Annotated in this window: 30 protein-coding genes; 16 read left to right on the top strand and 14 right to left on the bottom strand. The window is 70.8% G+C overall.

The window, feature by feature from the left end; translation table 11 throughout:
* Positions 1–69 precede the first annotated feature (69 nt).
* Positions 70–921 carry a helix-turn-helix transcriptional regulator gene (locus I4J89_RS46445; protein WP_196420639.1) on the bottom strand — a complete coding sequence of 284 codons (852 nt, stop codon included), beginning with the start codon at positions 919–921 and terminating at the stop codon, positions 70–72.
* A gap of 104 nt (positions 922–1025) precedes the next feature.
* Here I4J89_RS46445 and I4J89_RS46440 point away from each other — a divergent pair, with 104 nt between their 5' ends.
* Positions 1026–1754, top strand: coding sequence for an SDR family oxidoreductase (locus tag I4J89_RS46440; protein ID WP_196420638.1), 729 nt, complete (start codon positions 1026–1028; stop codon positions 1752–1754).
* 139 nt (positions 1755–1893) lie between these two features.
* Here the strand turns inward: I4J89_RS46440 and I4J89_RS46435 are convergent, their stop codons facing one another.
* Positions 1894–2457 (bottom strand): HD domain-containing protein, encoded by a 564-nt coding sequence (locus I4J89_RS46435; protein ID WP_309238782.1) that lies wholly within the window; start codon positions 2455–2457, stop codon positions 1894–1896.
* Entirely contained in the window at positions 2454–3629 is a 1176-nt protein-coding gene (locus I4J89_RS46430) for an ROK family transcriptional regulator (protein ID WP_196420637.1), read from the bottom strand. Before I4J89_RS46430 ends, I4J89_RS46435 begins: the two co-directional genes overlap by 4 nt.
* 94 nt (positions 3630–3723) lie before the next feature.
* Between I4J89_RS46430 and I4J89_RS46425 the strand changes: the two genes are divergently transcribed.
* Positions 3724–4881 (top strand): serine hydrolase domain-containing protein, encoded by a 1158-nt coding sequence (locus I4J89_RS46425; protein ID WP_196420636.1) that lies wholly within the window; start codon positions 3724–3726, stop codon positions 4879–4881.
* On the opposite strand, the gene I4J89_RS46420 is transcribed toward I4J89_RS46425, so the two are convergent.
* The 5 genes from I4J89_RS46420 to I4J89_RS46400 all read right to left on the bottom strand — a co-directional run bounded on the left by I4J89_RS46420 (position 4874) and on the right by I4J89_RS46400 (position 7102).
* On the bottom strand, positions 4874–5371 hold the full coding sequence (locus I4J89_RS46420; protein ID WP_196420646.1) for a YfbM family protein: 498 nt from the start codon (positions 5369–5371) through the stop codon (positions 4874–4876). The genes I4J89_RS46425 and I4J89_RS46420 overlap by 8 nt on opposite strands.
* Positions 5362–5532 carry a hypothetical protein gene (locus I4J89_RS46415; protein ID WP_196420635.1) on the bottom strand — a complete coding sequence of 57 codons (171 nt, stop codon included), beginning with the start codon at positions 5530–5532 and terminating at the stop codon, positions 5362–5364. The genes I4J89_RS46420 and I4J89_RS46415 overlap by 10 nt, the downstream gene beginning before the upstream one ends.
* A 158-nt stretch (positions 5533–5690) precedes the next feature.
* Positions 5691–6188: a hypothetical protein gene (locus tag I4J89_RS46410; RefSeq protein WP_196420634.1), complete on the bottom strand. Its 498-nt coding sequence runs from the start codon at positions 6186–6188 to the stop codon at positions 5691–5693.
* 87 nt (positions 6189–6275) lie between these two features.
* Positions 6276–6557 (bottom strand): hypothetical protein, encoded by a 282-nt coding sequence (locus I4J89_RS46405; protein ID WP_196420633.1) that lies wholly within the window; start codon positions 6555–6557, stop codon positions 6276–6278.
* Between the two features lie 113 nt (positions 6558–6670).
* A complete protein-coding gene (locus I4J89_RS46400) occupies positions 6671–7102 on the bottom strand; it encodes a MarR family winged helix-turn-helix transcriptional regulator (RefSeq protein WP_196420632.1) in 432 nt (143 codons plus the stop codon).
* Positions 7103–7179: 77 nt separating this feature from the next.
* On the opposite strand from I4J89_RS46400, the gene I4J89_RS46395 reads away from it, so the two are divergent.
* Both I4J89_RS46395 and I4J89_RS46390 read left to right on the top strand, forming a co-directional pair.
* On the top strand, positions 7180–7926 hold the full coding sequence (locus tag I4J89_RS46395; protein ID WP_196420631.1) for an SDR family NAD(P)-dependent oxidoreductase: 747 nt from the start codon (positions 7180–7182) through the stop codon (positions 7924–7926).
* An 86-nt stretch (positions 7927–8012) separates the two neighbouring features.
* Entirely contained in the window at positions 8013–8414 is a 402-nt protein-coding gene (locus I4J89_RS46390) for a hypothetical protein (RefSeq protein WP_196420630.1), read from the top strand.
* Position 8415: 1 nt separating this feature from the next.
* On the opposite strand, the gene I4J89_RS46385 is transcribed toward I4J89_RS46390, so the two are convergent.
* Positions 8416–9219, bottom strand: coding sequence for an IclR family transcriptional regulator domain-containing protein (locus I4J89_RS46385; RefSeq protein ID WP_196420629.1), 804 nt, complete (start codon positions 9217–9219; stop codon positions 8416–8418).
* A gap of 4 nt (positions 9220–9223) precedes the next feature.
* The gene (locus tag I4J89_RS46380) at positions 9224–10660 is read right to left on the bottom strand and encodes an amidohydrolase family protein (RefSeq protein WP_196420628.1); all 1437 of its coding nucleotides are present in this window, start codon (positions 10658–10660) and stop codon (positions 9224–9226) included.
* Between the two features lie 110 nt (positions 10661–10770).
* On the opposite strand from I4J89_RS46380, the gene I4J89_RS46375 reads away from it, so the two are divergent.
* From I4J89_RS46375 to I4J89_RS46340, 8 genes are read left to right on the top strand one after another with little or no spacing between them, the layout of a single operon-like run.
* Entirely contained in the window at positions 10771–11904 is a 1134-nt protein-coding gene (locus I4J89_RS46375; RefSeq protein ID WP_196420627.1) for a CaiB/BaiF CoA transferase family protein, read from the top strand.
* On the top strand, positions 11889–12635 hold the full coding sequence (locus I4J89_RS46370) for a citryl-CoA lyase (protein ID WP_196420626.1): 747 nt from the start codon (positions 11889–11891) through the stop codon (positions 12633–12635). Before I4J89_RS46375 ends, I4J89_RS46370 begins: the two co-directional genes overlap by 16 nt.
* Positions 12636–12644: 9 nt before the next feature.
* A complete protein-coding gene (locus tag I4J89_RS46365; RefSeq protein ID WP_196420625.1) occupies positions 12645–13508 on the top strand; it encodes a DODA-type extradiol aromatic ring-opening family dioxygenase in 864 nt (287 codons plus the stop codon).
* Positions 13505–13867 (top strand): hypothetical protein, encoded by a 363-nt coding sequence (locus tag I4J89_RS46360; RefSeq protein ID WP_196420624.1) that lies wholly within the window; start codon positions 13505–13507, stop codon positions 13865–13867. Before I4J89_RS46365 ends, I4J89_RS46360 begins: the two co-directional genes overlap by 4 nt.
* 41 nt (positions 13868–13908) lie before the next feature.
* Entirely contained in the window at positions 13909–14826 is a 918-nt protein-coding gene (locus tag I4J89_RS46355; RefSeq protein ID WP_230860739.1) for a quinone oxidoreductase family protein, read from the top strand.
* 54 nt (positions 14827–14880) lie between these two features.
* Positions 14881–15237 carry an ArsR/SmtB family transcription factor gene (locus I4J89_RS46350; protein ID WP_196420622.1) on the top strand — a complete coding sequence of 119 codons (357 nt, stop codon included), beginning with the start codon at positions 14881–14883 and terminating at the stop codon, positions 15235–15237.
* A complete protein-coding gene (locus I4J89_RS46345) occupies positions 15237–15878 on the top strand; it encodes an SRPBCC domain-containing protein (RefSeq protein ID WP_196420621.1) in 642 nt (213 codons plus the stop codon). The genes I4J89_RS46350 and I4J89_RS46345 overlap by 1 nt, the downstream gene beginning before the upstream one ends.
* Before the next feature lie 41 nt (positions 15879–15919).
* Positions 15920–16351 (top strand): hypothetical protein, encoded by a 432-nt coding sequence (locus I4J89_RS46340; RefSeq protein ID WP_196420620.1) that lies wholly within the window; start codon positions 15920–15922, stop codon positions 16349–16351.
* Here I4J89_RS46340 and I4J89_RS46335 read toward each other — a convergent pair.
* On the bottom strand, positions 16309–17148 hold the full coding sequence (locus I4J89_RS46335; RefSeq protein ID WP_196420619.1) for a YndJ family protein: 840 nt from the start codon (positions 17146–17148) through the stop codon (positions 16309–16311). The genes I4J89_RS46340 and I4J89_RS46335 overlap by 43 nt on opposite strands.
* A 63-nt stretch (positions 17149–17211) precedes the next feature.
* Here I4J89_RS46335 and I4J89_RS46330 point away from each other — a divergent pair, with 63 nt between their 5' ends.
* The gene (locus tag I4J89_RS46330) at positions 17212–17643 is read left to right on the top strand and encodes a class I SAM-dependent methyltransferase (RefSeq protein WP_196420618.1); all 432 of its coding nucleotides are present in this window, start codon (positions 17212–17214) and stop codon (positions 17641–17643) included.
* Here I4J89_RS46330 and I4J89_RS46325 read toward each other — a convergent pair.
* Complete coding sequence (locus I4J89_RS46325; protein WP_309238781.1) at positions 17618–18619, bottom strand: carcinine hydrolase/isopenicillin-N N-acyltransferase family protein; 1002 nt, start codon at positions 18617–18619, stop codon at positions 17618–17620. The genes I4J89_RS46330 and I4J89_RS46325 overlap by 26 nt on opposite strands.
* Before the next feature lie 90 nt (positions 18620–18709).
* Between I4J89_RS46325 and I4J89_RS46320 the strand changes: the two genes are divergently transcribed.
* Both I4J89_RS46320 and I4J89_RS46315 read left to right on the top strand, forming a co-directional pair.
* Positions 18710–19642, top strand: a complete 933-nt coding sequence (locus tag I4J89_RS46320; RefSeq protein ID WP_230860738.1) for an NADP-dependent oxidoreductase — start codon at positions 18710–18712, stop codon at positions 19640–19642.
* A 69-nt stretch (positions 19643–19711) separates the two neighbouring features.
* Positions 19712–20665, top strand: a complete 954-nt coding sequence (locus I4J89_RS46315) for a cyclase family protein (RefSeq protein ID WP_230860737.1) — start codon at positions 19712–19714, stop codon at positions 20663–20665.
* Between the two features lie 15 nt (positions 20666–20680).
* Here the strand turns inward: I4J89_RS46315 and I4J89_RS46310 are convergent, their stop codons facing one another.
* Entirely contained in the window at positions 20681–21172 is a 492-nt protein-coding gene (locus tag I4J89_RS46310; protein WP_196420617.1) for a hypothetical protein, read from the bottom strand.
* Positions 21173–21268: 96 nt separating this feature from the next.
* Here I4J89_RS46310 and I4J89_RS46305 point away from each other — a divergent pair, with 96 nt between their 5' ends.
* A complete protein-coding gene (locus tag I4J89_RS46305) occupies positions 21269–24778 on the top strand; it encodes an ATP-binding protein (protein ID WP_196420616.1) in 3510 nt (1169 codons plus the stop codon).
* Between the two features lie 88 nt (positions 24779–24866).
* Here I4J89_RS46305 and I4J89_RS46300 read toward each other — a convergent pair whose 3' ends face one another.
* Complete coding sequence (locus I4J89_RS46300; RefSeq protein WP_196420615.1) at positions 24867–25460, bottom strand: helix-turn-helix domain-containing protein; 594 nt, start codon at positions 25458–25460, stop codon at positions 24867–24869.
* Positions 25461–25480 lie beyond the last annotated feature (20 nt).

The following is a 25480-nucleotide window of genomic DNA, read 5'->3' as shown; positions in this document are numbered from 1 at the left end:
CGGCGCGGCCCGGCGCGGCCCGGCGCGGCCCGGCGCGGCCCCATCCAGCTCGGCTTGCCTAAGCGCTGCTCAGCTCGGCAGGGAAGCCGTCCAGTCAGTGCCGACCACGCTGAGCAGCTTCAGCGCATCCGCGGTCGGGCTCTCCAGCGCGGCGCCGTAGATGATCAGGCGCTGGCCGTGCCCGGCGATGTCGAGCACCTCACACTCGAGCGTGAGGTCACCGACCACTGGGTGGTGGACGTGCTTGATCGTGGTGCCGCGCCGCACGCAGACCTCCAGCTGCTCCCACCGCCGGACGAACTCGGGGCTGGCCGCGCGCAGCCGGGCGATCAGCTGGTGGATGCCCGGGTCCTGCGGGAACTGCGCGGCGGCGGCACGCAGGTCAGCGACGCACTCGGCGGCGAACGCGGCGGACTGTGGATCGGTCAATGCCGCGGCCGAATGCTCACCGGTGAACAGGTTCCAGATGATGTTGCGGCGGTCCGCCGGCCAGGTCGACGGGTCACCGAGCAGGGCGGCGGCCATCCAGTTCCAGGCGAGGATGTCGTACTTCACGTCGATGACATACGCCGGTGTGTCGTCGAGCCGGTCGAGCAGATGCAGGACACCGGCAGGCACGTCCCGGCTCGGGCCGGGCGGGGCGGCGGGCACCTCGCCGGCCAGGTGGTAGAGATGAGCGCGTTCGTCGTCATACAGCCGCAGTGCCCTGGCCAGCGCAGCGAGCACCTGCCGGGACGGCCGCGGGCCGCGCGCCTGCTCGAGGCGGGCGTAGTAGTCGACCGAGATGCCGGCCAGCCCGGCCACCTCCTCCCGGCGCAGGCCTGGGGTGCGGCGGCGGGCACCGGCGGTCAGCCCGACGTCGCCCGGCTTCACCCGGGCCCGGCGGTCGCGGAGAAACTCGGCCAACTGACGGCGATCCATGCCGACCATCCAACACCGGCGATGCCACCACCAACCAGGGTCTGCCAATCCGTGGTTGAGCCGGTCTCTCCTCACGTCGCCGCCTGGAGGGCAGCCTCGATGGCATGAGCGAAACGAAGGTCGCCCTCGTCACGGGGGCCAACAAGGGCATCGGGTTCGAGATCGCACGCGGCCTGGGAACGGCCGGTTTCACGGTGCTGGTCGGGGCCCGGGACGTGCACCGGGGAGCGGCAGCGGCCGAGAAGCTCGCCGCCGAAGGGATCACCGCGGTGCCGGTCGAGCTCGACGTCACCGACCCCGTCTCGGTTTCGGCAGCCGCCGCCCGCATCGACCGCGAGCACGGCCGGCTGGACATCCTGGTCAACAATGCCGGCATCCTGCTGGAACGCGGCCAGTCCCCCAGCGCGACACCGGTCGAGCTGCTGGAGCGGACTTTCGCCACCAATGTGTACGGCGTGGTGACAGTGACAAACGCCCTGCTGCCGCTGCTGCGCCGGGCCCCCGCCGGCCGGATCGTCAACATGTCCAGCGGTCTCGGCTCCCTCGGGATCACCAGCGATCCGCAGGGTCCGTACGCGGAGGCACCGCTGCTTGCCTACAACTCGTCGAAGAGCGCCCTCAACGCGGTGACCGTGTCGTATGCCAACGAGCTGCGGGACACCCCGATCAAGGTCAACGCGGCTGATCCGGGCTACTGCGCGACCGACATGAACGGGCACTCCGGTCCGCGGACCCCGGAGCAGGGCGCGGTCGCCGCGGTCCGGCTCGCCACGCTTCCTGCCGACGGGCCGACCGCCGGCTTCTTCAGCGAGGACGGCGCCGAACCCTGGTAGCCGCCATCAGGCACCACACTGCCCGCCCGACGGAACCGCGGGCAAACGGCACCGGAGCTGGTAGGCACCGTTAACCGCCACGCTGCCCGCCCGACGGACCAACAGCAGGCTTTACGGCGCCGCGCCCTGGTGGCCGTTGTCAGACGACGGCGTGGCCGAAGCGCTTGGCTGCCGCGTCGAGGTTCGGCTCGCCGTACCGGTCTCGCAGCTCGGCGAAGCGCGCCACCTTGCCTGCGCCGAACCGGCTGAGACTGACGGCGTAGGAGTCGGCGGTGACGAACACCGGAGGGCTGGTCTTGGAGTGGAACTTGTCGGCGTACATCACGAGCTCTTCCTCGGTGGTCTCGGCGAGGTAATCGCCGGGCGGCAGCGGCAGGCCCAGGGTGATCACGTCGTCGCGGGTGATGCCCACGCCGGTGTGGTGCGAACAAAAGCGGCTCAGCTGCTCCGGGAGGCCGAGCTCGCGGAGCAGCTCGTGACCGAGCACGCCGTGCCGGAGGTAGCTGTCGGTCTCGTTGAGGCGGTAGACGCCGATGTCGTGCAGCAGGCAGCCGGCGCGCACCAACTCCAGGTCGCCTCCGGTGTACAGCTCCTCGGCCAGCGCGCAGACGATCTCGCAGTGGGTGTGTACCAGCTCGAAGGCGGCGTGGTTGGGGGCGAATCGCTCGTGCAGGGCGCGGATCTGCCGGTCGGTCGGGATCACGAGGCGGCAGCCGGGAGGGGGTCGGCCAGCAGGGCGGCGAATCCGAGGTCGGCGGCGCCAAGCAGGGTGGCGTCGTCGGCCAGGCCGGACAGGCGCAGCTTGGCCCGTTCCCGGGACACCGGCATGGCGTGCTCGGCGATCCGGGCCGCCACCTGCGGTGCCGCTCCGGAGTACACGTCACGCAGCATGCCACCGAAGATAACTACGCCGGGGTTGAAGAGGTTGATCAGGTTGGCGACGCCGATGCCCAGCCAGTCACCGATCTCGGCGACCGCGGCGGCCGCGACCGGGTCGCCGGCGGCCGCGTCCCGCAGCACGGCACGCACGGCATCCCGGCCGATCTGGCCGTCGCTGCGGCCGGCGGCGGCCAGCAGCGCGTACTCGCCTGTCTCGGCTTCCAGGCAGCCCGCCGAACCGCACAGGCACGGGCGGCCGTCGACCGGGTTGACCAGCATGTGCCCGACCTCGGCGGCGTACCCGCCCTCGCCGCCGAGCGGCTTGCCGCCGACCAGGATGCCGCCGCCGACCCCGACGTCGCCGTGCAGGTAGATCAGGTCGGGCGACCCGACGCCGGCGCCGCGCTCGTACTCGGCGCGGGCACCCAGGTGGGCCTCGTTGCCGACGGCCACCCGCAGGCCCAGGCCGAGCGCCTGCGCCAGCTCGGCGCCGAACGCCTGGTCCACCCAGCCCAGCGCGGGCCCGTACCGGACCATGCCGTCGCGGGGGCGCACCATGCCGCAGTAGGAGGCGCCCACGCCGACGCAGGTCGCGCCGGGCGGCATCGCGTCGATCAGCTCGCGGCCCAGAGCGGCCAGGTTGCCGACCACGGTGGCCAGGTCGGCGCCGGCCCGGGGCCGGACCGTCTCCCGCCGGTCCAGGATCGGCCCGCCCAGCCCGACCCGCGCGGCGATCAGGCGGTCCACCGCGACGTCGAAGGCGAGCACGCACACCCGCTCGGACTCCGGGCGGACCAGCAGCGACGGACGGCCGGCACCGGTCGTGGCGGCGGGATGCTCCTCGCGGACCAGGCCGGCGGCGACGAGCTCGGCGGTCAGCGCCAGCACCGTGCTGCGGTTGACGCCCATCCGCTCGGCCAGCGCGGCACGTGTCAGGGGGCCACTCACGTGAACATGGTGGAGCAACGTTCCGAGACTCGATCGATGTCGTCCCATGGCGTTCCTCAACCTAGGGGTGGGGATAGCCCTACCACCAGCCGGGGTGGTCGCCGGATGGGAACCCATCGAAACCCTTCATAGGTTGATTCTCATGCGACGACATCTCGCCCGTTGGGGCCTCGCCACCGCACTAGCCGCGACCGTCATCGCCGGCACCGCGATACCTGCCGCCGCCACGAACCGCCCGCTTCAGACCGCGGCCGACGATCTGCACCGGCTCGGGATCACCGGCGTTCAGGCGCTCGCCCGGGTCGACGGCGTCACCGCCCGGGCCCGGGCCGGCGTCGGTGACCTGAAGCGCGGCACGCCGGTGCCGCTCGACGGCTACTTCCGGATGGGGAGCAACACCAAGACGTACGTCGCGGTGACCGTCCTCCAACTCGTCGGGGAGGGCCGGCTGTCGCTGGACGACACGGTGGACCGCTGGCTGCCCGGTGTGGTCGCGGGCAACGGCAACGACGGCCGGAAGATCACCGTACGCCAGGTGCTGCAACACACCAGCGGCGTCTTCAACTACACCAACGACATGGCGGCGCTGACCTCCGAGGAGGGCTTCCGGGCGCACCGGTTCGACCACTACGACCCGGCCGACCTGGTCGCCATCGCGATGAAGCACGAGCCCGGCTTCGCGCCCGGCACGCACTGGGACTACTCGAACACCAACTACATCCTCGCCGGGATGATCATCGAAGAGGTCACCGGCCGACCGTGGGACGTCGAGGTACGCGACCGCATCCTCCGGCCGCTGGGGCTGCGTCGTACGTCCGCGCCGGGTGACCGGCCGTGGGTGCCGAACCCGCACGCCAAGGGCTACCAGCAGTGGGAGCCCGGCGGCGAGCTCTCCGACACCACCGTGTGGAACACGTCCGGCGCGGGTGCCGCCGGCAACCTGATCACCACACCGAGCGACCTGGCCCGCTTCTGGCAGGCGTTGCAGCGCGGCCGGCTGCTCAAGCCGCAGCAGATGGCGCAGCTGCAGTCCACGGTGCTCGCCGAGACCTTCCAGGACTACCTGCCGGGTGCCCGGTACGGCCTGGGCGTCATGTTCGTCCCGAACCGGTGCGGCGGATACTGGGCGCACGGCGGCGACGTGCCCGGCATGAGCACCGCCAACGGCGTCAGCCCGGACGGCGATCGGGTGGCGGTGGTGTCGCTGAGCACCCAGCTCGCCGACGAAAAGGCGGTGTTCGCCGTGCACGAGCGCACCATGCGGCTGATCGACGACGCGATCTGCGCCGGCGTCAGGTGATGGCGAGCAGCACGGCCGCGTCTTCGGCAGCCGCGGTGCGGTAGAACTCGCGCAGTTCCTGGAAGCGGGGCGCGAGGAAGCTGTCGAAGGCTTCCTCGCCCCCGCTCCAGATCGCCGGATAGATCTCGGCGGTGGTCATCGCCGCCGGATCGAACCGCTCCCGCAGCGTGGCCGGGTCGATCGCCGCGAGCCCGGCGTCGATCGACCGCACCGCTTCCGGGGAGAGAACGCGGGCCGGGCCGTACCCGCCGTCGTCGCCGATCTCGTCGCCGCCGAGGATCGCCGCGCCGGCGCCGGGACCGACCTCCCAGGCGGTGCCGGTGAGCAGGTAGTGCAGGCCGTGCCACGACTTGTCGAGGTCCAGATCGGGCTCTGGCATCTCGGCGTCGTCATCATCCAGGTCACCGAAGATCACGGTCTCGACCACGGCCGGGTCGTCGAGCATGGCACGCCATTGCTCAACGGACAGCCGGTGCCCGATCAGCTCCATTCCCACGGCTGTTCACCGTAGCGGGTGGCCCAGAGCAGCACGGTCCAGAGCAGCACGGTCCAGAGCAGCACGGTCCAGAGCAGCACGGTCCAGAGCAGCACGGTCCAGAGCAGCACGGTCCAGAGCAGCACGGTCCAGAGCAGCACGGTCCAGAGCAGCACGGCCCAAAGCGACGCTGCCGCCTTGGGACCGGGAGCAGCGTCGGGCTACCGGGAGCGGCGCCCTCTCTGACCGCCGCCCTGAGGCCGGCTTAGAGAGAGATCGAAGATGTAGCGCCGCACCGCCCGCCACAGTTCGATGGGACGAGGTGCTGATCGGGTTACTCCTCGCGGTGCTTCACACTGACCAGCAGGTCGACCTCGGCGACCGTGAGCGCCCGCCGCAGCTCCGGCGACAGATCGGGCCCGGGCCGGGTGCGCTCCACCCGGCCGCCGGCGTGCAACCGCAGCCGGGCCACATCGGGGGTGCCGCCGCCGGAGTACACCGTGCGGATCACCTCGAACCGCCGCACATCTCGGGCCTGATACGTCGTGGTGCCGCCATCCGGCCGGACCAGCGTGATCGCTCCCCCGGCCACCCGCACCTCGACCGCCGCGCGCCGGTCGGCCACGACCACCGCGAGAGCGTAGGCGCCGGCGACCGGCGCCAGCAGCAGCGACAACCAGAAGGCCGGCAGCAACTCGCCGGCCAGCCCCGAGCCACAGAAGATGAGCACCGCCGGCACCAGGGAAACGATCATCAGCTGGCCGCCCCGGCGCCACGCATAGCCGCGGTCGTCGCTGGTCGCGAACCAGACCACGGGTTCACCGTTGTTCACCGCGACATCATGACTACCACCGTCAATCCCAACAGGCCGGGGGCCGAGCGCGGGCGAAAGGCCGAGCGCGGGCGAAAGGCCGAGCGATCAGGCGACCAGAGCCCAAACCCCAACCGATCGACGACGCGCCACATAAAGCTCATCAACCAACTCCCGCGCCCACCGCATCCGTGGCACCGCAGTCTCCGGATGATCGCCATACTCCGCAGCCACATCACCGGCGCACCCACGCACACCACCATGGGCACGCACCGCAACCCGGATCGCGTCCTCGACCACGTCGTGGCCAGGTCGGCTGCCGGTGGCGAGCCGGCTGGTGAACAGAGCCTCGGCGCGAGCCGCGGTCAGCATCGTGGTCTCGGTAGTCATCGTGATCGCCTCCTTGTGCGATGTCCTCGACGGTTAAGACCGTCCAGCTCTCGAAGACTCATCGCTGAAAGTAGACCTGGGGTACGACAATTTCCCGAGCCCGTATCCAATCCTTAAGTCAGCAGATTCGCGCGCACCTTCTCCAGCAGCGCGGTCAGCTGAGCCCGCTGATCGGCGCCCATCCCGGCGGTGGCCGACTCGGCCAGACCGCGCCACGCCGCCTCGATCCGCGGGATCGCCGCCTCGCCCTTCGGGGTCAGCCGGATCCGGATGGCCCGCCGGTCCCCCGGCACCGTCTCCCGCACGAACCAGCCACCGCCGGCGAGCCGGCTGAGGCTGCGGGTCACCGTCGGCTGCTCCACCGCGAGCCGCCCGGCGATCTCGCTGATCAGCATGCCGTCCGGCTGCCGGCCGAGGTGCCACAGCAGCACGTCCTGACCCGGATGCAGACCCAGTTCGCTCAGCGTTCCGGCCTGCGCCGCCCGGTAGAGCTTGGCCACCTTGACCAGGGCCCGGTTGACGGACAGCGCTTCCTCGAATTCCACGCCAGCAGTCTACGGAGTTGACGAACAGCACCGAGCGATACATAGTCGGCTAATAGTTAGCCGACTAAGGAGATCTCATGGACACCGGACTGCATGGCCGTACCGCGCTCGTCACCGGCGCCTCCGGCGCCATCGGAGGAGCCATCGCGCGGCGGCTGGCCGCCGAAGGCGCCGCTGTCGCCCTCGCCTGGCACACCAACGAGCGCGCGGCCGCCGACCTCGTCGCCGCCATCACCGGCCAGGGCGGCAAAGCCCACGCGGTACGCCTGGACCAGCGCGATCCGGCAAGCGCGCGGAAAGCCCTCGAGGACGCCGGCCCGGTCACGATCCTCGTCGCCAACGCGGTGCAGTGGCCGTCCTTCGACGCCGACGAGATCAGTGGCCTCACCGCGTCGCTGGCCGCCAACGTGGCCGGCCCGGCCGCCCTGATCGACGCCGCGCTGCCGGCCATGCGCGCCGCCGGCTGGGGACGGGTCGTCATCGTCTCCACCGACATCGTCGAGCAGCCGATGGCCGGCCCCCTCGCCTACCCCGCCGCCAAGGGGGCCATGGAGACCGCCGCCCGTGTCCTGGCCGTCCGCGAGGCCCGGCACGGGATCCTGACCAACGTGGTCCGCCCCGGCTTCACCCTCACCGACCGCGCGCTGACCGCCCCGTTCCTCGGCCCGAAGGCGGTCGCCGACGAGTCGGCGAAGACGCCGACCGGGCGGATCTGCACCCCGGACGACGTCGCCTCCGCGGTCACCTACCTGGCCTCGGCGGCGAACGGCCACGTCAACGGCCAGGTGCTGTCGGTGGCGGGCGGCCGGGAACTCGTCCGTTGAGGACAACGTCACCGATCCGGCGAGGGGACGTTCGTCGTGGACGGCGGCTATCTGGAGAACAACGGCATCGCACTCGCCCTGGACCTGTGACGGGCCCTCGAACCGACGGTGGCCGCACACAACCGGGCGGCGACCGCCAGTTGGCCGAACTGGTCGCGCCGCTGTCCGCGTACCTGGCGCCGCATGCCGCCCAGACCGACCCGATCATGCTTCAGGACGCTCTGCTGGAACTCTCCGGGCCGCTGCCCGGCATGGAGAGCGGCCGGCTGCGGGTCGGGACCCACCAGTGCGGCAACAGCCGGGTCTTCCGGGTGGCGCCGCTGGGCTGGGCGGATCCGCGGAACGAGCTGCGGCGCCAGGTGGCCGCCGGGTTGCCGTGCACGGCCGCTGGCGCCGAGGAGACGAACGGAACCGTCGACCCGGCGCTGGAGCCGGGCCGGATGGCGACGGTCCTCCAGATGCTCGGCGGCGGGCTGAACGTCGGGTGACCTACGAGGCGGTGACGGCCGGGATCCGCGCGGTCAGCGACCAGTCGTGGCCGATGTCCGCGGCGGTCCGCAGCAGCCGGGGCAGGTGCTCGTCGATCAGGGTCTCGACCGAGGTCTCCGCGGCGTGCACGGTCACGTTCACCGCCGCGACGACCCGGCCCTCGCCGTCGCGTACCCCGGTGGCGATCGACCGGATGCCGGGCGCGAGATCCTGGTCGGCCAGGGCCCAGCCCTTGGCGCGTACCTCTCGCAACGCGGTTTCGAGCTCGGCAGCCGAAGGCTGCCAGCGCGGGGTGATGCCGGACCGGGACGGCTCGGCGAGCACGCCCGGCACCGCTGCCGGCGGCAGCGCCGCCAGCAGCACCTTCCCCATCGAGGTGGGCGGCGCCGGAAAGCGGGTGCCGATGGTCACCCCGAGAGTCACGATCTTCGGTACGGCCACGCGCGCCACATAAACGATGTCGGAGCCGTCGAGCTGCGCCATCGATGTGGACTCGTTGGTCTGCGCGACAAGTTTCTCCATGTGCGGGCGGGCCACGTCCCACATGTTCAGCGAGTGCACGTAGGCCATGCCCAGGTCCAGCACCCGCGGGGTGAGCGCGTAGCCCCGGCCGTCCGCGCGCACGTAGCCGAGCTGTTCCAGCGTGATCAGGATGCGGCGGACGGTGGGCCGGGCCAGCCCGGTGCACGCCGCCAGCTCGCTGAGCGTCAGCGCCGGGCTGCCCGACCGGAAGGAGCGCAGGACGTCGAGTCCCCGGGCGAGGGCCTCGATGAAGTCGGGACCCGCGCCCCTCGAGTCGGTCATGGGCTCAATGCTTCCATTGCGCCGATCCGGCGTCGTAGTCGGTGTACTGGTAGGGGTTCTCCAGCACGCTGGTCTCCGGGATGTCCGGGTTCATGCCGCGCTGCCAGGCCTCTTCGCCCAGCGTCCCGCGCAAATGGTCGACGGTCGCGGCGACCTTGGACCGGGCCGCGGCGAGGTCGACGCCGAGCAGCCGGCCCTCGTGCTTCACCACCCGGCCGCCGACCAGGACGGTGTGCACGTCGCCGCGTTGCGCCTGGTAGACGACGTGGCCGTACGGGTTGAGGATCGGGGACATCGCCGGCGACGCGTCGTTCTTGATCAGCACGACGTCGGCCTTGCGGCCCGGGGTCAGGGCGCCGACCTGGGAGTCCATGCCGAGGGCGCGGGCGCCGCCCCGGGTGGCCCAGTCGACGACGTGCTCGGCGCGCAGCTTGTGGTGGGTGACGGTCTCCTGCCGGCCGTGTGCCTCGAGGTGTTCGCGGACCCGGTCGGCGCTGAGCGTGGTGCGCATCGCGGTGAACAGGTCGCCGCTCCACCAGACGCTGGTGTCCATCGACAGCGACACCGGGATGCCGTGGTCGCGCAGCCGGAAGGTGGGCGGGTAGCCCTGGCCGGCGCTCTGCTCGCTCTCGGTGGAGACGGAGACCGAGCCGCCGGTCGCGGCGATCCGGTGGTACGAGTCGGCACCGAGTGTCGCCGCGTGCACGTAGACGGTGCCCGGGGCCATGAAGCCGTTCTCGTACATGAGCCGGATGCCCTCGTCGTTGGTGGCACCCCAGACTCCGGCGTGGGTGGTGACCGAGACGCCGAGCTCGCGGGCCACCTCGAAGGCGGCCTTCTCCGGGAAGGCCGGGTCGCCGGTGACGTCGAAGGCCAGCTGGAAGCCGGCCAGTTTCCCGCCGTCGATACGCCGCCGGTAGAAGTCGTGGAAGGCGTCCGAGGTGGACCACTCCCACGGCCCCCGCTGGATGTTGCCGTACGCCAGCACGAACCGCCCCGGCACCGATTCGAGGGCGTCCACCGCGGCGTCGGCGTGGTCGCTGGTCTGTAGCCCGTGCGACCAGTCCACGCTGGTGGTGACCCCGGCGTCGACCGCCTCGATCGCGGACAGCAGGTTGCCCGCGTGGATGTCCTCGGGCCGGAAGAACTTGCCGGACTCCAGGTAGTACCAGACGAAGTACTGGGTGAGGGTCCAGTCGGCACCGTAGCCGCGCATCGCGGTCTGCCACATGTGCCGGTGAGTGTCGATCATGCCGGGCATCACGATGCCGCCGGTCGCGTCGATCTCCAACGCGTCGCCGGGCGCCTGGAGGCCCGGCCCGACCTCCACGATCCGGTCACCGGCGACCAGGACGTCGGCGCCGGGCAGGATCGTGTGCGAGTCGTCCATGGTGAGAACCAGACCGTTGCGCAGCAGCACCGGCCGGTCGTTAGCGCTCATCGTCTCCCCCTATCGGACGGATGTCCGCTGCACGGACAAGCCGTTGACACCCGAGCATCATGCGCGCAGTCTGGGTCGGCGGACAAGTGTCCGCAGGACGGTCGGTGACAATGGCGCAGCAACTCCCACCGCTGGACGGGCTGCTGGTGGCGGATTTCTCCCGGATCCTCGCCGGGCCGTACGCGACGATGCTGCTCGCCGACCTCGGCGCCCAGGTGATCAAGGTGGAGGGACCCGCCGGGGACGACACCCGCACCTGGATGCCGCCGGTCCGCGACGGCGTGTCCACCTACTACCTGGCGATCAACCGGAACAAGCGGTCGATCGCACTGGACCTGAAGGACCCGGACGACCGGGCCGCCGCGCGGGAGCTGGCCCGCCGCGCCGACGTGGTGATCGAGAACTTCAAGCCGGGCGGGCTGGCCCGGTTCGGCCTCGACTACGACACCGTGGCGGCCGGCAACCAGCGGGTGATCTACGCGAGCATCACCGGGTTCGGCTCCGGCGCGGGCGCCGACCTGCCGGGGTACGACCTGATGGTCCAGGCGATCTCCGGACTGATGAGCCTCACCGGGGACACGTCCGGGCCGGCGTACCGGGCCGGGATCTCGGTCTTCGACGTGATGACCGGGATGCACGCCAACATCGGCATCCTGGCCGCCCTGCAACACCGCGAACGGACCGGCCGTGGCCAGCACGTCGAGGTCAACCTGCTGTCGTCGGCACTGTCCGGGCTGGTCAACCACTCCGGCGGCTACGTCGCCTCGGGGGCCGTGCCGTACCGGATGGGCAACGCGCATCCGAGCCTGTTCCCGTACGAGCCGCTGCCGGTGGCCGACGGCGAGCTGATCGTGATCGCCGGCAACGACGGCCAGTTCCGTAAGCTCTGCCGGGTCCTCGACCTGCCCGGCCTGCCCGAGGACCCGCGCTTCGGCCGCAACCAGGACCGCACCGCCAACCGCGACGAGCTCCGCCCGATCCTGGTGGAACGCCTGGTTCAGCGGACCCGCGACGAGTGGTTCCGCGAACTGACCGCGGCGGGCGTACCGTGCGCCCCGATCAACACGATCGACGGCGGGGTGGCCCTCGCCGAGGAACTGGGCCTGCGACCGGTGGTGACCGCCGGTGACGTGCCCGGCGTCCGCAACCCGATCACCTTCTCCGAGACCCCGGCGCGGTACGAGCTGCCGCCGCCCGGCCTCGACGAGCACGGCGAGGAGATCCGCGCGTGGCTGAGGAACTGAGCTTCCCCACCGGTCTCGGTACGTCCGACGCGACCACCATCTCGCTGCTGGGCCAGGATCTCGCCGGCGATCTGATGGGGCAGGTCGGCTTCGGGGAGCTGGCCTTCTGGCTGGTCGCTCGGCGCCGGCCCACGCGTGGCGAGACCCGGGTGTTCGAGGCGGTCCTGGTGGCTCTCGCCGATCACGGGTTCACCCCGACCGCGATCGCCGCGCGTCTGACGTACCTCTCGGCTCCGGAAGCCCTGCAGGGCGCCCTCGCCGCCGGCCTGCTCGGTGGCGGCTCCCGGTTTCTCGGGGTGACCGAGGACTGTGCCCGCTTCCTGAGCCAGGCGCTGGACGACGCCGACAAACGCGACAGCTACGACGAGATCGCGTTGAAGGCCGTGCGGGCCACCCGCCGGGTTCCGGGCCTGGGTCATCCCGTCCACAAGGTCGAGGACCCGCGGACTCCGGTCCTGATCCGGATCGCCAAGGAGGAGGGGTGCTACGGGCCCCACCTCGCGCTGTTCGAGGCCGTCGGCCGCGTACACCCGAAGAAGTTGCCGTTGAACGGCGCCGGCGTCTGCGGCGCCGCCCTCGCCGACCTGGGCCTGCCGGTCGATCTGCTGCGCGGTTTCGCGCTGCTGGCCCGCGCCGCGGGCCTGCTCGGGCACCTGGCTGAGGAACGGCGCCACCCTATCGGCATGGACGTCTATCTCACCGTCGATCGGAACGCCGTCTACGAACCGTAAGGAATGACTATGGCCAGCATCGTCGCGGTCATCGCCTCCACACACCACCCGTTCTACCTGAAGGCCAGCACCGCCACCGGTGCGGACCGCCCCCCGTTCGCCGACGAGTGGACCGCCAAGATCCGGACGTTCCGCGAGACGCTCACCCGGGCGGAACCGGACGTGCTCGTGATGATCGGCTCGGACCACTTCCACCAGCTGTGGCTGGACAACATGCCGCAGTTCCTGGTCGGCAAGGCGCCGTTCTACGACGCCAACTGGTACAACGAGGAACGCGAATTCGGATTGCCGCGGATGCTGCTGACCGGCCAGGAGGACCTGTCGGCGTACATTCTGCGGTCCGGCCTGGACGCCGGCTTCGACCTGGCGTTCAGCAACGAGCTGCGGATCGACCACAGCATCACCTGCCCGATCATCACGCTGCGGCCGGAGGCGGACCTGCCGATCGTGCCGATCTACACCAACATCTTCGCCCCGCCGCTGCCGCAGCCGTGGCGCTTCGTGCAGCTCGGCGCGGCCATCCGCAAGATCGTCGAGGACTGGCCCTCGGAGCTGCGCGTCGCGATCATCGGCACCGGCCATCTCTCCCTCGAACTGGGCGGCCCGCGGCAGTTCGGCCCGCACGGCCCGGATCCGCTCTTCGACCGGAAGGCGGTCGAGTGGATCGCCACCGGCGACCTGGACGCGTGCCTGCGCGAGGTCACCCTGGACAGCCTGCACTCGCCGGGCAACGCCACCCACGGCTTCATGGACTTCATGCTCATGATGGGCGTGGCCGGCGCCGGGGCGAAGGCCGACCACGTGGACACCCTCGACCTGTTCCACACCATGGAGGCCTACTTCACCTGGTACCCGAACGGAGCGCCGGCATGAGCAAGTACCTGCTCGACAAGTTTCTCTACACGGTGGACCGGGATCCGTCGCTGGTGGAGCGCTACCGTTCGTCGCCCGCCGAGTTCGTCGCCTGGTGGGAGGCCGAACGCGCGAACGCGGTGCTCAACTGCCACCCCGGCGACGCCAGCACGTGGTTGCGCTTCACCGACGACGAACGGTCCGCCCTGGCAAACCAGGATCATGTACGCCTGTTCGCGCTCGGCGCCCACCCGTTCCTCACACTGACGTTGTTCATCGCCATGTTCGAACGCGACAACCGGGAGCCCCTCGAATACCAGAAGGCGTTCGGTGCCCGGCTCGCCCACTTCGACCTGCCGTACCCGGACATCGCCACATGATCCGCGCGGCGGTCCTGACAGTCTGCGGGCGTCCGCCGGCGATGACGTCACGTCCGGTGCCGATCGCGGGCGTGGGCCAGGTGCCGATCGCGGTGGCCGCCGCGCCGATCACACCGCTGGACCTGCTCTGCGCCTCCGGTACGAGCTACTTCGGCACCCCCGCGCTCCCGTACGTGCCCGGGGTCCAGGGTGTGGGCTACCGGCCGGACGGCACGCCGGTCTGGTTCGCCACGTCCGCCGGGATGCGCCCGGGCGACGGCAGCATGGCGGCGGCCGTGGCCGTACCGGAGGTCGACGTGGTGCCGCTGCGCGACGATGTGCCGCTGCCCGCGATCGCCGCGCTGGGTTTGTCGGCGGTGGCGGCCCACTCGGCGCTGACCCGTACCGGCGCCCTCGCCGAAGGTGAGCAGGTCCTGGTCCTGGGTGCCGGCGGTGTGGTCGGCCAGAGCGCGATCCAGCTGGCCCGCCTGGCCGGCGCGCGCCGGGTGATCGCGGTGTCCCGGTCCGCCGCCGCCCGCGACCGGGCCCTGGAACTCGGCGCGGAGGCGGTGGTGCCGCTCGGGGCGGACGATGACGTGCCCGCCGTGGCCGCCCGGCTGCGCGCCGCCGCCGACGGACCGTTGGACCTGGTGCTGGACCCGGTCTTCGGGGTGCCGGCCGCGGCCGCGCTACGGGTGCTGCGGCCGGGCGGGCGGCTGGTCAACCTGGGCAGTTCGGCGGCGCCGACGGCACCGTTCGACTCGGCGTCGCTGCGGTCCGGATCGCTGCGCATCCTGGGTTACACGAACAACGCGCTGACGGTCGCCGAGCGTGCGGAGTCGCTGACCGTGGTCGCGGACCACGCGGCCGCCGGGCGGCTCGCCGTGACCCACGAGGTGGTCCCGCTGGAGCAGGTCACCGACGCCTGGACACGCCAGGCCAGCGGCGCCGCGAGCGGCCGCATCGTCCTGATCGTCTGACGGCCGGCTAATTCAGGCTTGACTTAATTAAGGCGGGACTGAAATAGTCGCCCCATGCACGCGTTCGACGTCCTGGGCGACCCGGTGCGGCGCCGGATCCTGGAGCTGCTCGCCGACGGCGAGCAGCTCGCCGGCGCGATAAGCGAGGTGGTCCGGGCCGAGTTCGGCATCTCGCCGCCGGCCGTCTCGCAGCATCTGAAGGTGCTGCGCGAGTCCGGTTTCGCCACGGTCCGGGCCGAGGGCACCCGGCGGCTCTACGCCGTTCAGGCGGACCCGTTGCTCGCGGCGCACAGCTGGCTGGAACGGTTCCGCCCGTTCTGGACCCAGCGACTGGACGCCCTCGCCACCGAGCTGGCCCGCGGCCGCCGCAGGACGTCGCCCGACAGCCCTTCCGACAGTAAGGAAAGTTGATGTTCGACATCGTCAGCCAGATCAACGCCACCCACCGCGAGCTCGGCAGTCTGCCGGTGAGCTCGGGCGAGGGACGCTCCCTGCTGCTGCGGCGCGAGTACGACGCCGAGGTCGACGACGTCTGGGACGCCTGCACCGCCCCGGACCGCCTCAACCGCTGGCTCGGCCCGGTCGAGGGCGACTTCCGCCTCGGCGGCGCCTTCCAGCTCAAGGACAACGCCGGCGGCGAGATCCTGCGCTGCGAGCGCCCCCGCCTGCTCAAGGTGACCTGGGTGCTCGGCGAGGGCATGTCCACCGAGGTCGAGGTCCGCCTCTCCCCCGGCACGGCCGGACGCACCGTCTTCGAGCTGGAGCACTCGTCGCCCGCCGAGATCGTCGACGAGATGGTCAAGACGTACGGCCCCGGCGGCACGATCGGCATCGGCGGCGGCTGGGACCTCACCGTGCTCGCCCTGGACATGCACCTGCGCGGCGCCACCATGGACCCCGCCACCTGGGAGGACACTCCCGAGGCGAAGGACTTCGCCACCCGGAGCTGCCATGCCTGGGGTGCGGTCGTCCAGGCCGCCTGGGGCACCAGCGACGAGGAGCTGGCCGCCGCCGTGGCGTTCGGCGTGCAGCACTTCGCACCCGGGTCCTGACCGTCCGGCACCGATCAGGTGGCCGGTGCTAAGTTCCCGGCATGATCGAGGTCGCCCGAGTTTCCGCCGAGTCACGTGTCGCCCCGGCGTTCTTCTACGCCCGCTGGAGTGACCTCGCCACCCACCACGAGTGGAGCGCGAGCATGGAATATCTGCGTCTTCACGAACCCCTCGCGGTCGGCGCGACCGGCGTCTCGAAGGCGAAAGGTGGCACGCCGACACCGTTCGTGGTCACCACCCTGGAGCCCGGGGTGGCCTATGCGGACATGACCCTGCTCCGGGGCGCCCGGCTGACCGTGCACCACGAGGCACGCCCGCGAGGCACCGGCAGCCGGCTGGTGGTGCACGCCTACCTCCAGGGGCGCCGGGCCCGCCGGTGGGCGCGGGAGATGGGCGACGACGTGCAGCGATCCCTCGAGATCGACCTCGCTCAGCTCGTCGCGCTGACGGAGAGGACCGTGCCGGCGCCCTGACGGTCCCGCACCCGGCGCCAGCCGGCGATGCCGCACACCGCGAAGCCGAGGGCGTTCGCCACGCCGTGCGTCGCCGCCATCCAGGCCAGCGACGGGTGCGGGATACCGGTCGCCTCCCCCAGCGCCCAGCTCACCGCCAGGACCATCGACGCCGCCAGCACGACCGCCGACGTGCCGAGCAGCGCCGCCGTCAGCCGGTCGTACCGGCCCGAGCGGGCATGTGTCCAGGTCAGCCACCCGACCGTCCACATCCCGGCGGTCAGGACCAGCGCACCGGCCAGTTCGACGAACTCGCCGGTGAAGTATCCGAGCAGCACCAGCATCGTCCCGGCCGGCACGGTCAGCGCGGCCGCGTCGGCCCACCGGCCGGGCGAGATCTGGCGGTGCAGCCCGGCGATCAGGGCCGCGGCGAAACCGGCGAAGTGGAAATGCGCCACGGTGAGCGCCAGCACGCCCGGCTCGAAGCCGAACAACGCGTATCCGGCCCGCTCGGCCACCAGCGCACTCGCCGCGACACCCGGGCTGACCAGGGCGGTCACCCATGCGATCTGGGCGCGCCAGCCCCGATTCGAAAACCGTGCGGCGTACGCGCAAAGCACTCCCGCCGCCACCGCATAGATCACCGCGAACCCGGTCGCGACCGGCCCCCGCGGCAGCCAGAGGCATACCGCGCCCGCCGCCCCATACGGCCAGACGCGCCTGGCGAGAGCCAGCCCCGAGTCGTCCAGCAATCGCAGCCCGCCCGGCACGACCACCAGCATGCCGACCATGACCAGCAGATTCACCAGCACCCACACGCCGCGCCTCCATTATTGAACGTGTTCAACAAGGGTAGCGGACGTGGTCTAAGCTCACCTGCCATGGCAGCGCTCTCGTCCCGCCTGGCCGCGATCGTGGACGCCCTCCCCCTCGAGCCGCACCTGCGCGTACTGGAGATCGGCTGCGGGCCCGGCGCCGCGGCCCGGGCCGTCGCCGCCCGCCTGACCACCGGCCACATCCTGGCCGTCGACCGTTCCGCCACCGCGGTGGCGCAAGCCACCGCCGCCGGTGCGGCCGAGATAGCCGCGGGCCGGATGAGCGTGCGCCAGGCGACCGCCGAGGAGTTCGCCCTGGAACCGGGCGAGGAGCCCTACGACCTGGTGTTCGCCGTCCGGGTGGGCGCGTTCGACGGCCGCCACCCGGAAGCCGGCCGGCGGGCGCTGGCCCGGCTGGTCGCGGCCACCCGCCCCGGCGCCCGTCTCTTCGTCGACGGCCGCGAGGTCGCGCTCAGGCCTGGTCCATCCGCAGCGTGAACTCGTGCACCGACGCCCAGTCCTGCCGGGCGACCACGTGCACGGCTCCGGAGTGCGGCTGATAGGTAATTGACCACTGGGTGTGCGGCTGCGCGACCGCCCGCAGGACGTCGAAGGCCTGCTGCCGGTTCAGCACGCCGGCCCGCTCGTCGAGTGCCGCCCGCGCGGTCGCGTAGCGCCGGTCCGCCTGCTTGACGGCGGCGTCCGCCCCGGCCAGCCGGAAGTTGGTGAGGGCGTGCCAGCGCGTACCGCCGCGGGTCACCACCCGCTTCCCGTCGACGAACTCCACGACCGCCGAGGCTCCGGACCTGTCGGCGATCAGGTAGTGCAGCGGCGGGCCGTCGTCGAAGTCGAGGTTGAACCGGTCAAGCAGGGTGAGCGCCTGGTCGACGGTGGCCGACCGGTCGAGCATCAGCCGCAGGATGCGTACGCTGCCGACGGTCGGCCGGCCGGGCCGATGCTCCGCCCGCCCGGACTCGTCGGCGGCCATCCCGACGACGAGTCCCTGGTCGTTCATGCCGTCGAAGGGCAGCAGCGGCGCGCCGAGCAGCTTCCGCCGGGCCGCGTCGTCGGTCAGCGGGTCGACGCCGCTCGGCACGCCGAGATAGAACAGGTCGACCACGGAGACCGACGCGTACCCGTCGGGCGGGTCGGTGTGCAGGATCAGAGCGGGGTTGAAGTCCCAGTCGAAATTGCGGGCGTACACGCTTCGCGACGGGTCGCCCGTGGCGTAGAAGAGCGAGCATCCGAACGGTTTCGCGGACGGCGGGAGCGGCACGCCGGCCAGTTCGTCGTAGTCGCCGGTGTAGGTCATCGCGTACATGTGCGTACCGGGCACCCGGCGCAGACTCGACAGGGTCGCATCCGCCTCGGACGCGCTCTGCGGCGAGGCGGGAACCGGGTCCGGGTCGGAGCACGCGGCCGCTCCGGAGACCATGAGCGCGGCCAGCAGAATCGCCGCCATCCTCGTACGCACAGCCGGCACCTCCCTGGCTCAGTCTCCTCCGAAAGACACGTGGGGTCGACGCCCGGGCGGGAGACCAGCCACAGTGGAGGGACAGCCGACATGCATGAGGAGGCGTCGATGCGCTCGATAGCGGTCACCGCGGCCGGTGGGCCGGAAGTCCTGCGAGTCGTCGAGCAACCCGACCCGGTGCCGGCACCCGGCCAGGTCCTCGTCCGGGTGCGCGCCGCGTGCGTGAACCCGGCCGACGTCGCCGCGCGGGTGGGCCGGCTCCCCGGCGGGCCGGTACCGCCGCCGTTCACGCCGGGCTGGGACATCGCCGGCGAGGTGGTGGCGGCCGGTGACGACGTCACCGATCTGAGCGTCGGGGACCTGGTGGCCGGGATGATCCCGTGGTTCCTCACCCGCGGGACGCCAGGCGGGTACGCCGAGCTGGTGGCCGCCGGCACCGACTGGCTGGCCCCGGTGCCTCCCGGCCTGGATCCCGTGGTCGCCGCGACCGTGCCGCTGAACGGGCTCACCGCGCACCGGATGCTGGAGATCGTCGATCTGCCCGGTCCCACCGAGATCCTGGTGACCGGTGGGAGCGGCGGCGTCGGCGGTTTCGCGGCCCAGCTCGCCGCGCAGGCCGGGCACACCGTGCTCGCGCAGGCCACGCACGAGGACGAGGCCTGGGTGCGCGGGCTCGGCGTACGGACGGTGATCCCGCGATCGGCGGACCTCGCGGGCTACGGACCGGTCCCGGTGGTGCTGGACGCGGTGCCGGTGGGTGATCCGGCCGGACCGGCGGTCGCCGCCGGCGGCACGGTGGTGACCACGCGACCCACACCCCCGCTCGACCCGGCCAAGAGGGTGCGTCAGGAGGTCGTACTGGTGCAGACGAACCGGCAGGCACTGGGCGACCTGCTGAAGGCTGTGGCGAACGGGACGCTGCGCACCCGGGTGGCGGCCACCCTCCCGCTGGCGGAGGCGGCGGAGGCGCACCGGCGGCTCGACCGCGGCGGCCTGCGCGGCAAGATCGTGCTCACGCCCTGATCGATCCGGCGGCGGGATAACCTACCCGCGGAGTTCTCGAACAGCGTGACCGGAGGAGTCGATGCTGGGATGACGGCAGGGCGACCGATGCCCACCCAGGACGACGTGCTCGGGTATTTCGACACGCTGTCGAACTGGGGACGGTGGGGCGACGACGACGAGCTCGGAACCCTGAACCACATCACCGACGACGTCCGGCTGGCCGCGGCGCGGGCCGTGCGCCACGGCAGGAGCGTGTCCTGCGCATGGGACGTCGCCGTACCGGACGACATGGAGCGGTCGACGACGACGTGCCCGTACGCCGCCGAGATGCCGGGTGCCGAGAACATGCCGGCGCGTTTTCACGCCGACCGGCGCTGGGGCTTTTCGAACGAACGGCTCGGCATCATGTTCCACGGCAACACCATCACCCACGTCGATTCACCGTGCCACCTCTTCTGGGACGGCAAGATGTACAACGGGCGGTCGCACTCGTTGGTCGGCGCCGCGACGGGATCGGCGTGGGCGGCGGTCACGGCGGCGGCGAACGGGATCATCACGCGGGGTGTCCTGCTGGACGTCGCGAGGGCCCGCGACGTGCCGTGGCTGGAGCCGGGGCAGGGTGTGTTCCCCGACGATCTCGAGGAAGCCGAGCGTCGACAGGGCGTACGGGTGCGATCCGGCGACGCGGTGCTCCTGCGGACCGGCTACGGCCGCGTCCGGCACGAGGCCGGTGCGGCCGGCGGTGTCGCGCAGGCCGGCTGGCACGCGTCCTGCCTGCCGTGGCTGCATGAACGCGGCGTCGCGCTGATCGGCGCGGACACACCCCAGGACGTTCAACCGTCGGGGTACGACGACGTGCTGATGCCGGTGCACGCCGTGAGCCTCGTCGCGATGGGCCTGTGGCTGCTCGACAACTGCGATCTGGAGGCCTGCGCGACAACGGCTGCCGAGCTCGGCCAGTGGGACTTCCACCTCGCGGTCGCGCCGGTCCGCTTCGCCGGCACGTCCGGCAGTCCGGTCAACCCGATCGCCACATTCTGACCGCGAGCCGGACGATCACAGTGCCACGGCAGTGAGAACACCTCCGGCGACCAGCACAGCGGCCGGAAGGAGAAGCCAGAACCGCTGCGTCGTTCCGGTGATCCCGCGAGTCCATCGGTGCAGGCGGCTGGACTCGTGGGGCACATCCGCCTCGTCGAGAAGCGAGGCGAGGCTCGCCGGCCCGTCTGCGAAGAACTCGTCGTCGAGATGTTGCCGCAGTCGCACCGCCCGCCGCCTGTTGCGTTCGAACAACTCGGTGTACGACGCCGCGAACGCCAGGCCGATCAAGCCGGCAAGGGTCACAGCAACGCAGAGCGGAAGCTCGGATCGCTCCACCCCACCGTCGTTGGCGATGACCGCGACCAGAACCGACGCGACGACGATCATGACGTTGACGACGTTGGACCGGAGCATCTCGGCGTGGCGGGCGTGCAGACGCACATCGCTGTACAGCCCCCAGACCAGGTCCTTCCGAGCCTTGACCAGATCGGTCAGCTCCTCAGCCATGCCACTCCCGACCCCGGCCGGAACGCCGGTTCAGTTGATCGCGGGGACCACCTACATTGACGATAGTGCGCGCCGGCTAGCTGGCAGGAGGCTGACATGGGGCAGCTGAAGAACCCGGAGTCATGGGAGTCAGGCCTGTCCGATCTGCCCGCCGTGCTCGCCGACCTGACGAAATGGATCGACAGTGTCGAATACGACCTGACGGTCCACAAATGGTTCGACGACGGGCGCAGCGGGAATCCCGTGGCGCTGGTTCTGCGAACCGGACACCGAACGCCGGAACAGTTGGTGATGAAGTTCTGCGGCCCCGGTCTGCGAAGCCGGAAGCTGGGCGAGGCCTGGGCGGAATCGGAAGGGTTCCGGGAAACGCATCTGGCGGAGAAGGTGGACGGACCGTTCCCGCTCGCCGACCGGCTGGCGGTCTTCTTCGAGATCGCCGGAGACGACATCGACGAATACCAGCCGTTGAGCGCGAATCGCCAAGACCCCTCCCTGGCGGCCTGTCTCCGCATCATCGTGCGATCCGTCATAGCGGACTGGAACAGCAGGGCCACCGACCTCGGCGACCGCACGGCCGGTGACCTCCTGCTGCCCATCGTCGAGCAGCGACTCACCGCCGCGGAGAACTGGGCGCACAATCGAGGACTGGAGATCGGCGACGACTCGCCATTCGCACTGGTGTCCGGCGTGGACGCGGACCGTCCGATCCTTGGTCCGCTGCTGGGCAAAGCACACGGCGACCTGAGCGCACGCAACATATTCGTACCGCGGGACACCGAGCTGCGGCCGGAGTCCTATGTTCTGATCGACTACGACCACTTCAGCGCGACGAGTCTGCTGGCCTTCGACCCCATGCATCTGGTTGTCGCTCTGGCGCTGGACCACTTCGACGACTTCAAGGCGAAGGTTCACGCCGACTGGGTCAAGGCCATCGTCGATCCGTCCGCGACTGGTCTGCATCCCGGGGCCGAATGGATCCGGAATATCAGCCAGGAGATCCGCGACGGCGTTCTCGGCTCCTTCCCGAAGAGGGGCCTGCCCAACCTGTGGCGTCAGCAACTACTCCTCGGCCTGGTCGGAGCCGGGCTCCTGCACGTCGGCCGCGATCTGCACGTCGACGCGCGGGACGATGCCCGGCAATGGTGCTACGACCTCGCCGCGGCCGCCGCCCGAGCTCTTCGCCCCACACTCCCCGCGACCGCAGGGGGCCATCGTCAGCACGCGGCGCGGCCCCGGTCGACACGCCGGAAGAAGCGTCACCGACGCATGATCGACCGAAAGAGCGAATCGACGACGCTACGCCGGAGGCTGACCACGGGACCATTCGGTGCGGTCGTTCTGAACGGCCTCGCCGGCATCGGAAAGTCGCAGGTACTCGACCACGTCCTCGACGACATCCGCGACGCGGGGCCCACCGGTTCGACGCGCGTCTATCAGCAACTGGTGGACGCCACGACCCGGCTTGACCTGAAGGCGTTCCTCGACGCCCTCGAGGACCGGGAGACCCCGTCCACCGGGCCTGGTCAGGCCTCGATGGCCCGGCTCGAGTCGGTGCTCGCCAAATTGGGCAGACAGCCGGTGATCGTCGCTCTGGACGGCGCCGAGAACCTGCTCAAGGAGAGCACCCAGGAACTGGCCGATCTGGACCTGGACGAGGCCCTCGAACACCTGACCAGGGATCCGGACCATCGGGTCTCGGTGGTGCTCGCTCTCCGCGACACCCCGACATCGCCGAGCGGTGCCGGCTGGCCCCAGGTGACCGGACCCATCGCGATTCCCCGGCTGGAGATCGAAGATTTCTTCGAACTCCTCGAGGACATCGATCAGGACGGAATACTCGGCCTGGACGGCCTCGACCCGGTATTCCGCGGCAAACTTCACGGTCGTCTACAGGGAAATCCGCGCGACGCCGAGATCGTCGTCGCACTGGCGACCATCGCCGACCGGAGCATCAGCCTGACCGAACTCGCGGATTCGCTGTTCAAGTGGCCGCCGGGAACGGTCTCCGCTCAGCTGGTCCGCCTGCTCGCCAAGCGTCTGGGCCCATTGCGCGGCCGGGTACTGGAGGCGCTGGCCGCGTTCGGAACTCCGGTTTCCGCCGACGCTGTCGTCTCGGTATTGGACGGCGAACACGACGGCAGCGACGTCAAAAACGCGCTCCGAGTCTTCGCCCGCAAACGGGTCGTCTATCAGAACGAGGACGACGACTACTACCTGCCGGAGCCGAGCGCGACGGTCATTCTCAAGCGCTTGTCCAACAACGCCGAAGTGACTCTCATGGGAGCCGTCGCCCGGGTTCTGCGGGACATCCCGGACGGGCCCGTGACCGGAGTGCACGACCTCAGAATTCGTATCGCCGAGCTCGAAGCACTCCTCAACGCCCGCCGGTTCACCGACGCCTACCACGTCATCGAAAAGCTCTGCCGCTACCACCTCTACGACTGGAACGCCGGCCACCTGCTGGCCGACCAACGCCGTCGAGTCCGATTCCATCTCAAGGACGACCACCTGGAGATGGCAAACGAGGATGGACTCGCCGATATCTATGTCTCGGCCGGAGACTTCCAGAGCGCCAGCGAGGCGTTCGGTCTGGCATTGGACAAGGCCCAAATCCTCGGCGACACCATGAACGGTCAGAAGATCCGGCTGAACATGGCGAACTGGTACCTCGACGTCGGCGAGACGAATCAAGCCCGCTGCTACTACGAGCTGGTGCGGGACGACCCCGACATGGTCGGCAACCAGGCCGTGCGGATGGGCGCTCTGGAGGGCCTTGCCGACTGTGACCGGCGACAAGGCCACTACACCAGTGCCATCAGGCAGGCGAAGCAGGCGCTCACACTCGGAAAGAGTGACTTCTCCGGTGACCCGACAGCCGCCGCGTACGCTGCCACGGGACTGGTCCTCACGCCGATGAAGCTCTCACGCTGGTACGCCGAGCAGGGCAAACACGACGAGGCGACGAAGTGGATGAGGGAGGCCGACAAGGCCGCCGGAGGTGCGGACGCCGACCGGTTGCGGGCCGCCCGCCTGGACGGCTGGGCAGACCTGCGGCTCGCCATGGGCGACGTGCCCGCAGCGATCAGCACCGCCGATGAAGCAGTCCAGCTGGCTCGTGCGAAGCGCGACGAGGTCGTCCTGCTCCAGGCACACACGACGCTCTGCATCGCTCACCTGATGAACGAGGAGAACACCGAGCAGGCCCGGCGGGAGGCCCGGCGAGCGCGATTGCACCGCAAGCGCGACAGGCGCGGCCGGTCCCTGCTGGTCATCGGGCTCCAGGCTCTGCTCACCGTCGATGCCGGCGATCCGGACGAGGCCAAGCGACTGTTCCTCCAGCTCGCGAAGGAGTCGAAGCACCGAACCGACGACAGCCAGGACTTCACGGCTCACGACATGCTGGCCTTCGCGATCTGTGGTCTGGCCGTAGTCGGCGACGCCGACGTAACCCCGGCCGAGAAACTGTTCCGAGCGACGCGCCGGAGGGTCCCCGGCACCCCCGGCCTGGTGGCGCGCCTGCGCCTGCTGGTCGAGAAGCTGAACGAGTACGGAGACCGTCCCGGACTACTGGACCCAGCCCTCGACGCCCTGCGGACGAGCGGCTAGGGCCCCTTGGCCCACGCTCAATGCTGTCTCAACGGCCGCCAGACAGCACCCACGTTGGGCCGGACAAGACCCTGACTACGGAAACTTTCTAGACCAGGCCGGATTCGCGGGCCCGCAGCACCGCCTCCAGGCGGGTTCGGACGCCCATGTCGCGGTAGAGCGAACGCAGCAGCCGGTACATGGCCCGCTCCGAATAGCCCAGCCGGTCCGCCAGCTCGGCGACGGTTCCGCCCGCCGCGAGATGGTGCAGCCAGACCGCGCGGTCCATCGCGCTCGGCGCTACGTCCGGCGTGACCGTGGCCGCCAGCAGCCCCAGCACCTCCGGAGGCAGGACGGCCTGGCCGTCCATCGTCGCCTCGACCGTGCGCCGCAGGAGCCGGGCGGTTACCGCGCGCGGCAGAACTGACCGTGCGCCGGCGCGAACGGCGCGCGCTCCGGCCACGGCGGTCGCCTCGTCGAGCAGCGCGATCACGGTGGCCGGAGGGTCTGCCGACAGGTTCCGGAGCAGCGCCCAGTCCGCCTCCGCCCGGATCGAGAGCAGGACACAGGCATGCCGCCGCCGCGCGGCCCAGCGCAGAACGTCCGGTGGCGTGTCCACGACGTGGCCGGCGGCCACGAGCACGGTCACGACGCCATGCCGGAACATCGGCAGCGGGTCGACGACGGCAACGCGGACGGCCACTCGAGCGGGAGTCCCTTCTC

This window comes from Actinoplanes aureus (assembly GCF_015704865.1).
In the GTDB taxonomy this organism is placed as follows: Bacteria; Actinomycetota; Actinomycetes; order Mycobacteriales; family Micromonosporaceae; genus Actinoplanes; species Actinoplanes aureus.
This window is presented reverse-complemented; position numbering and strand designations above follow the sequence as displayed.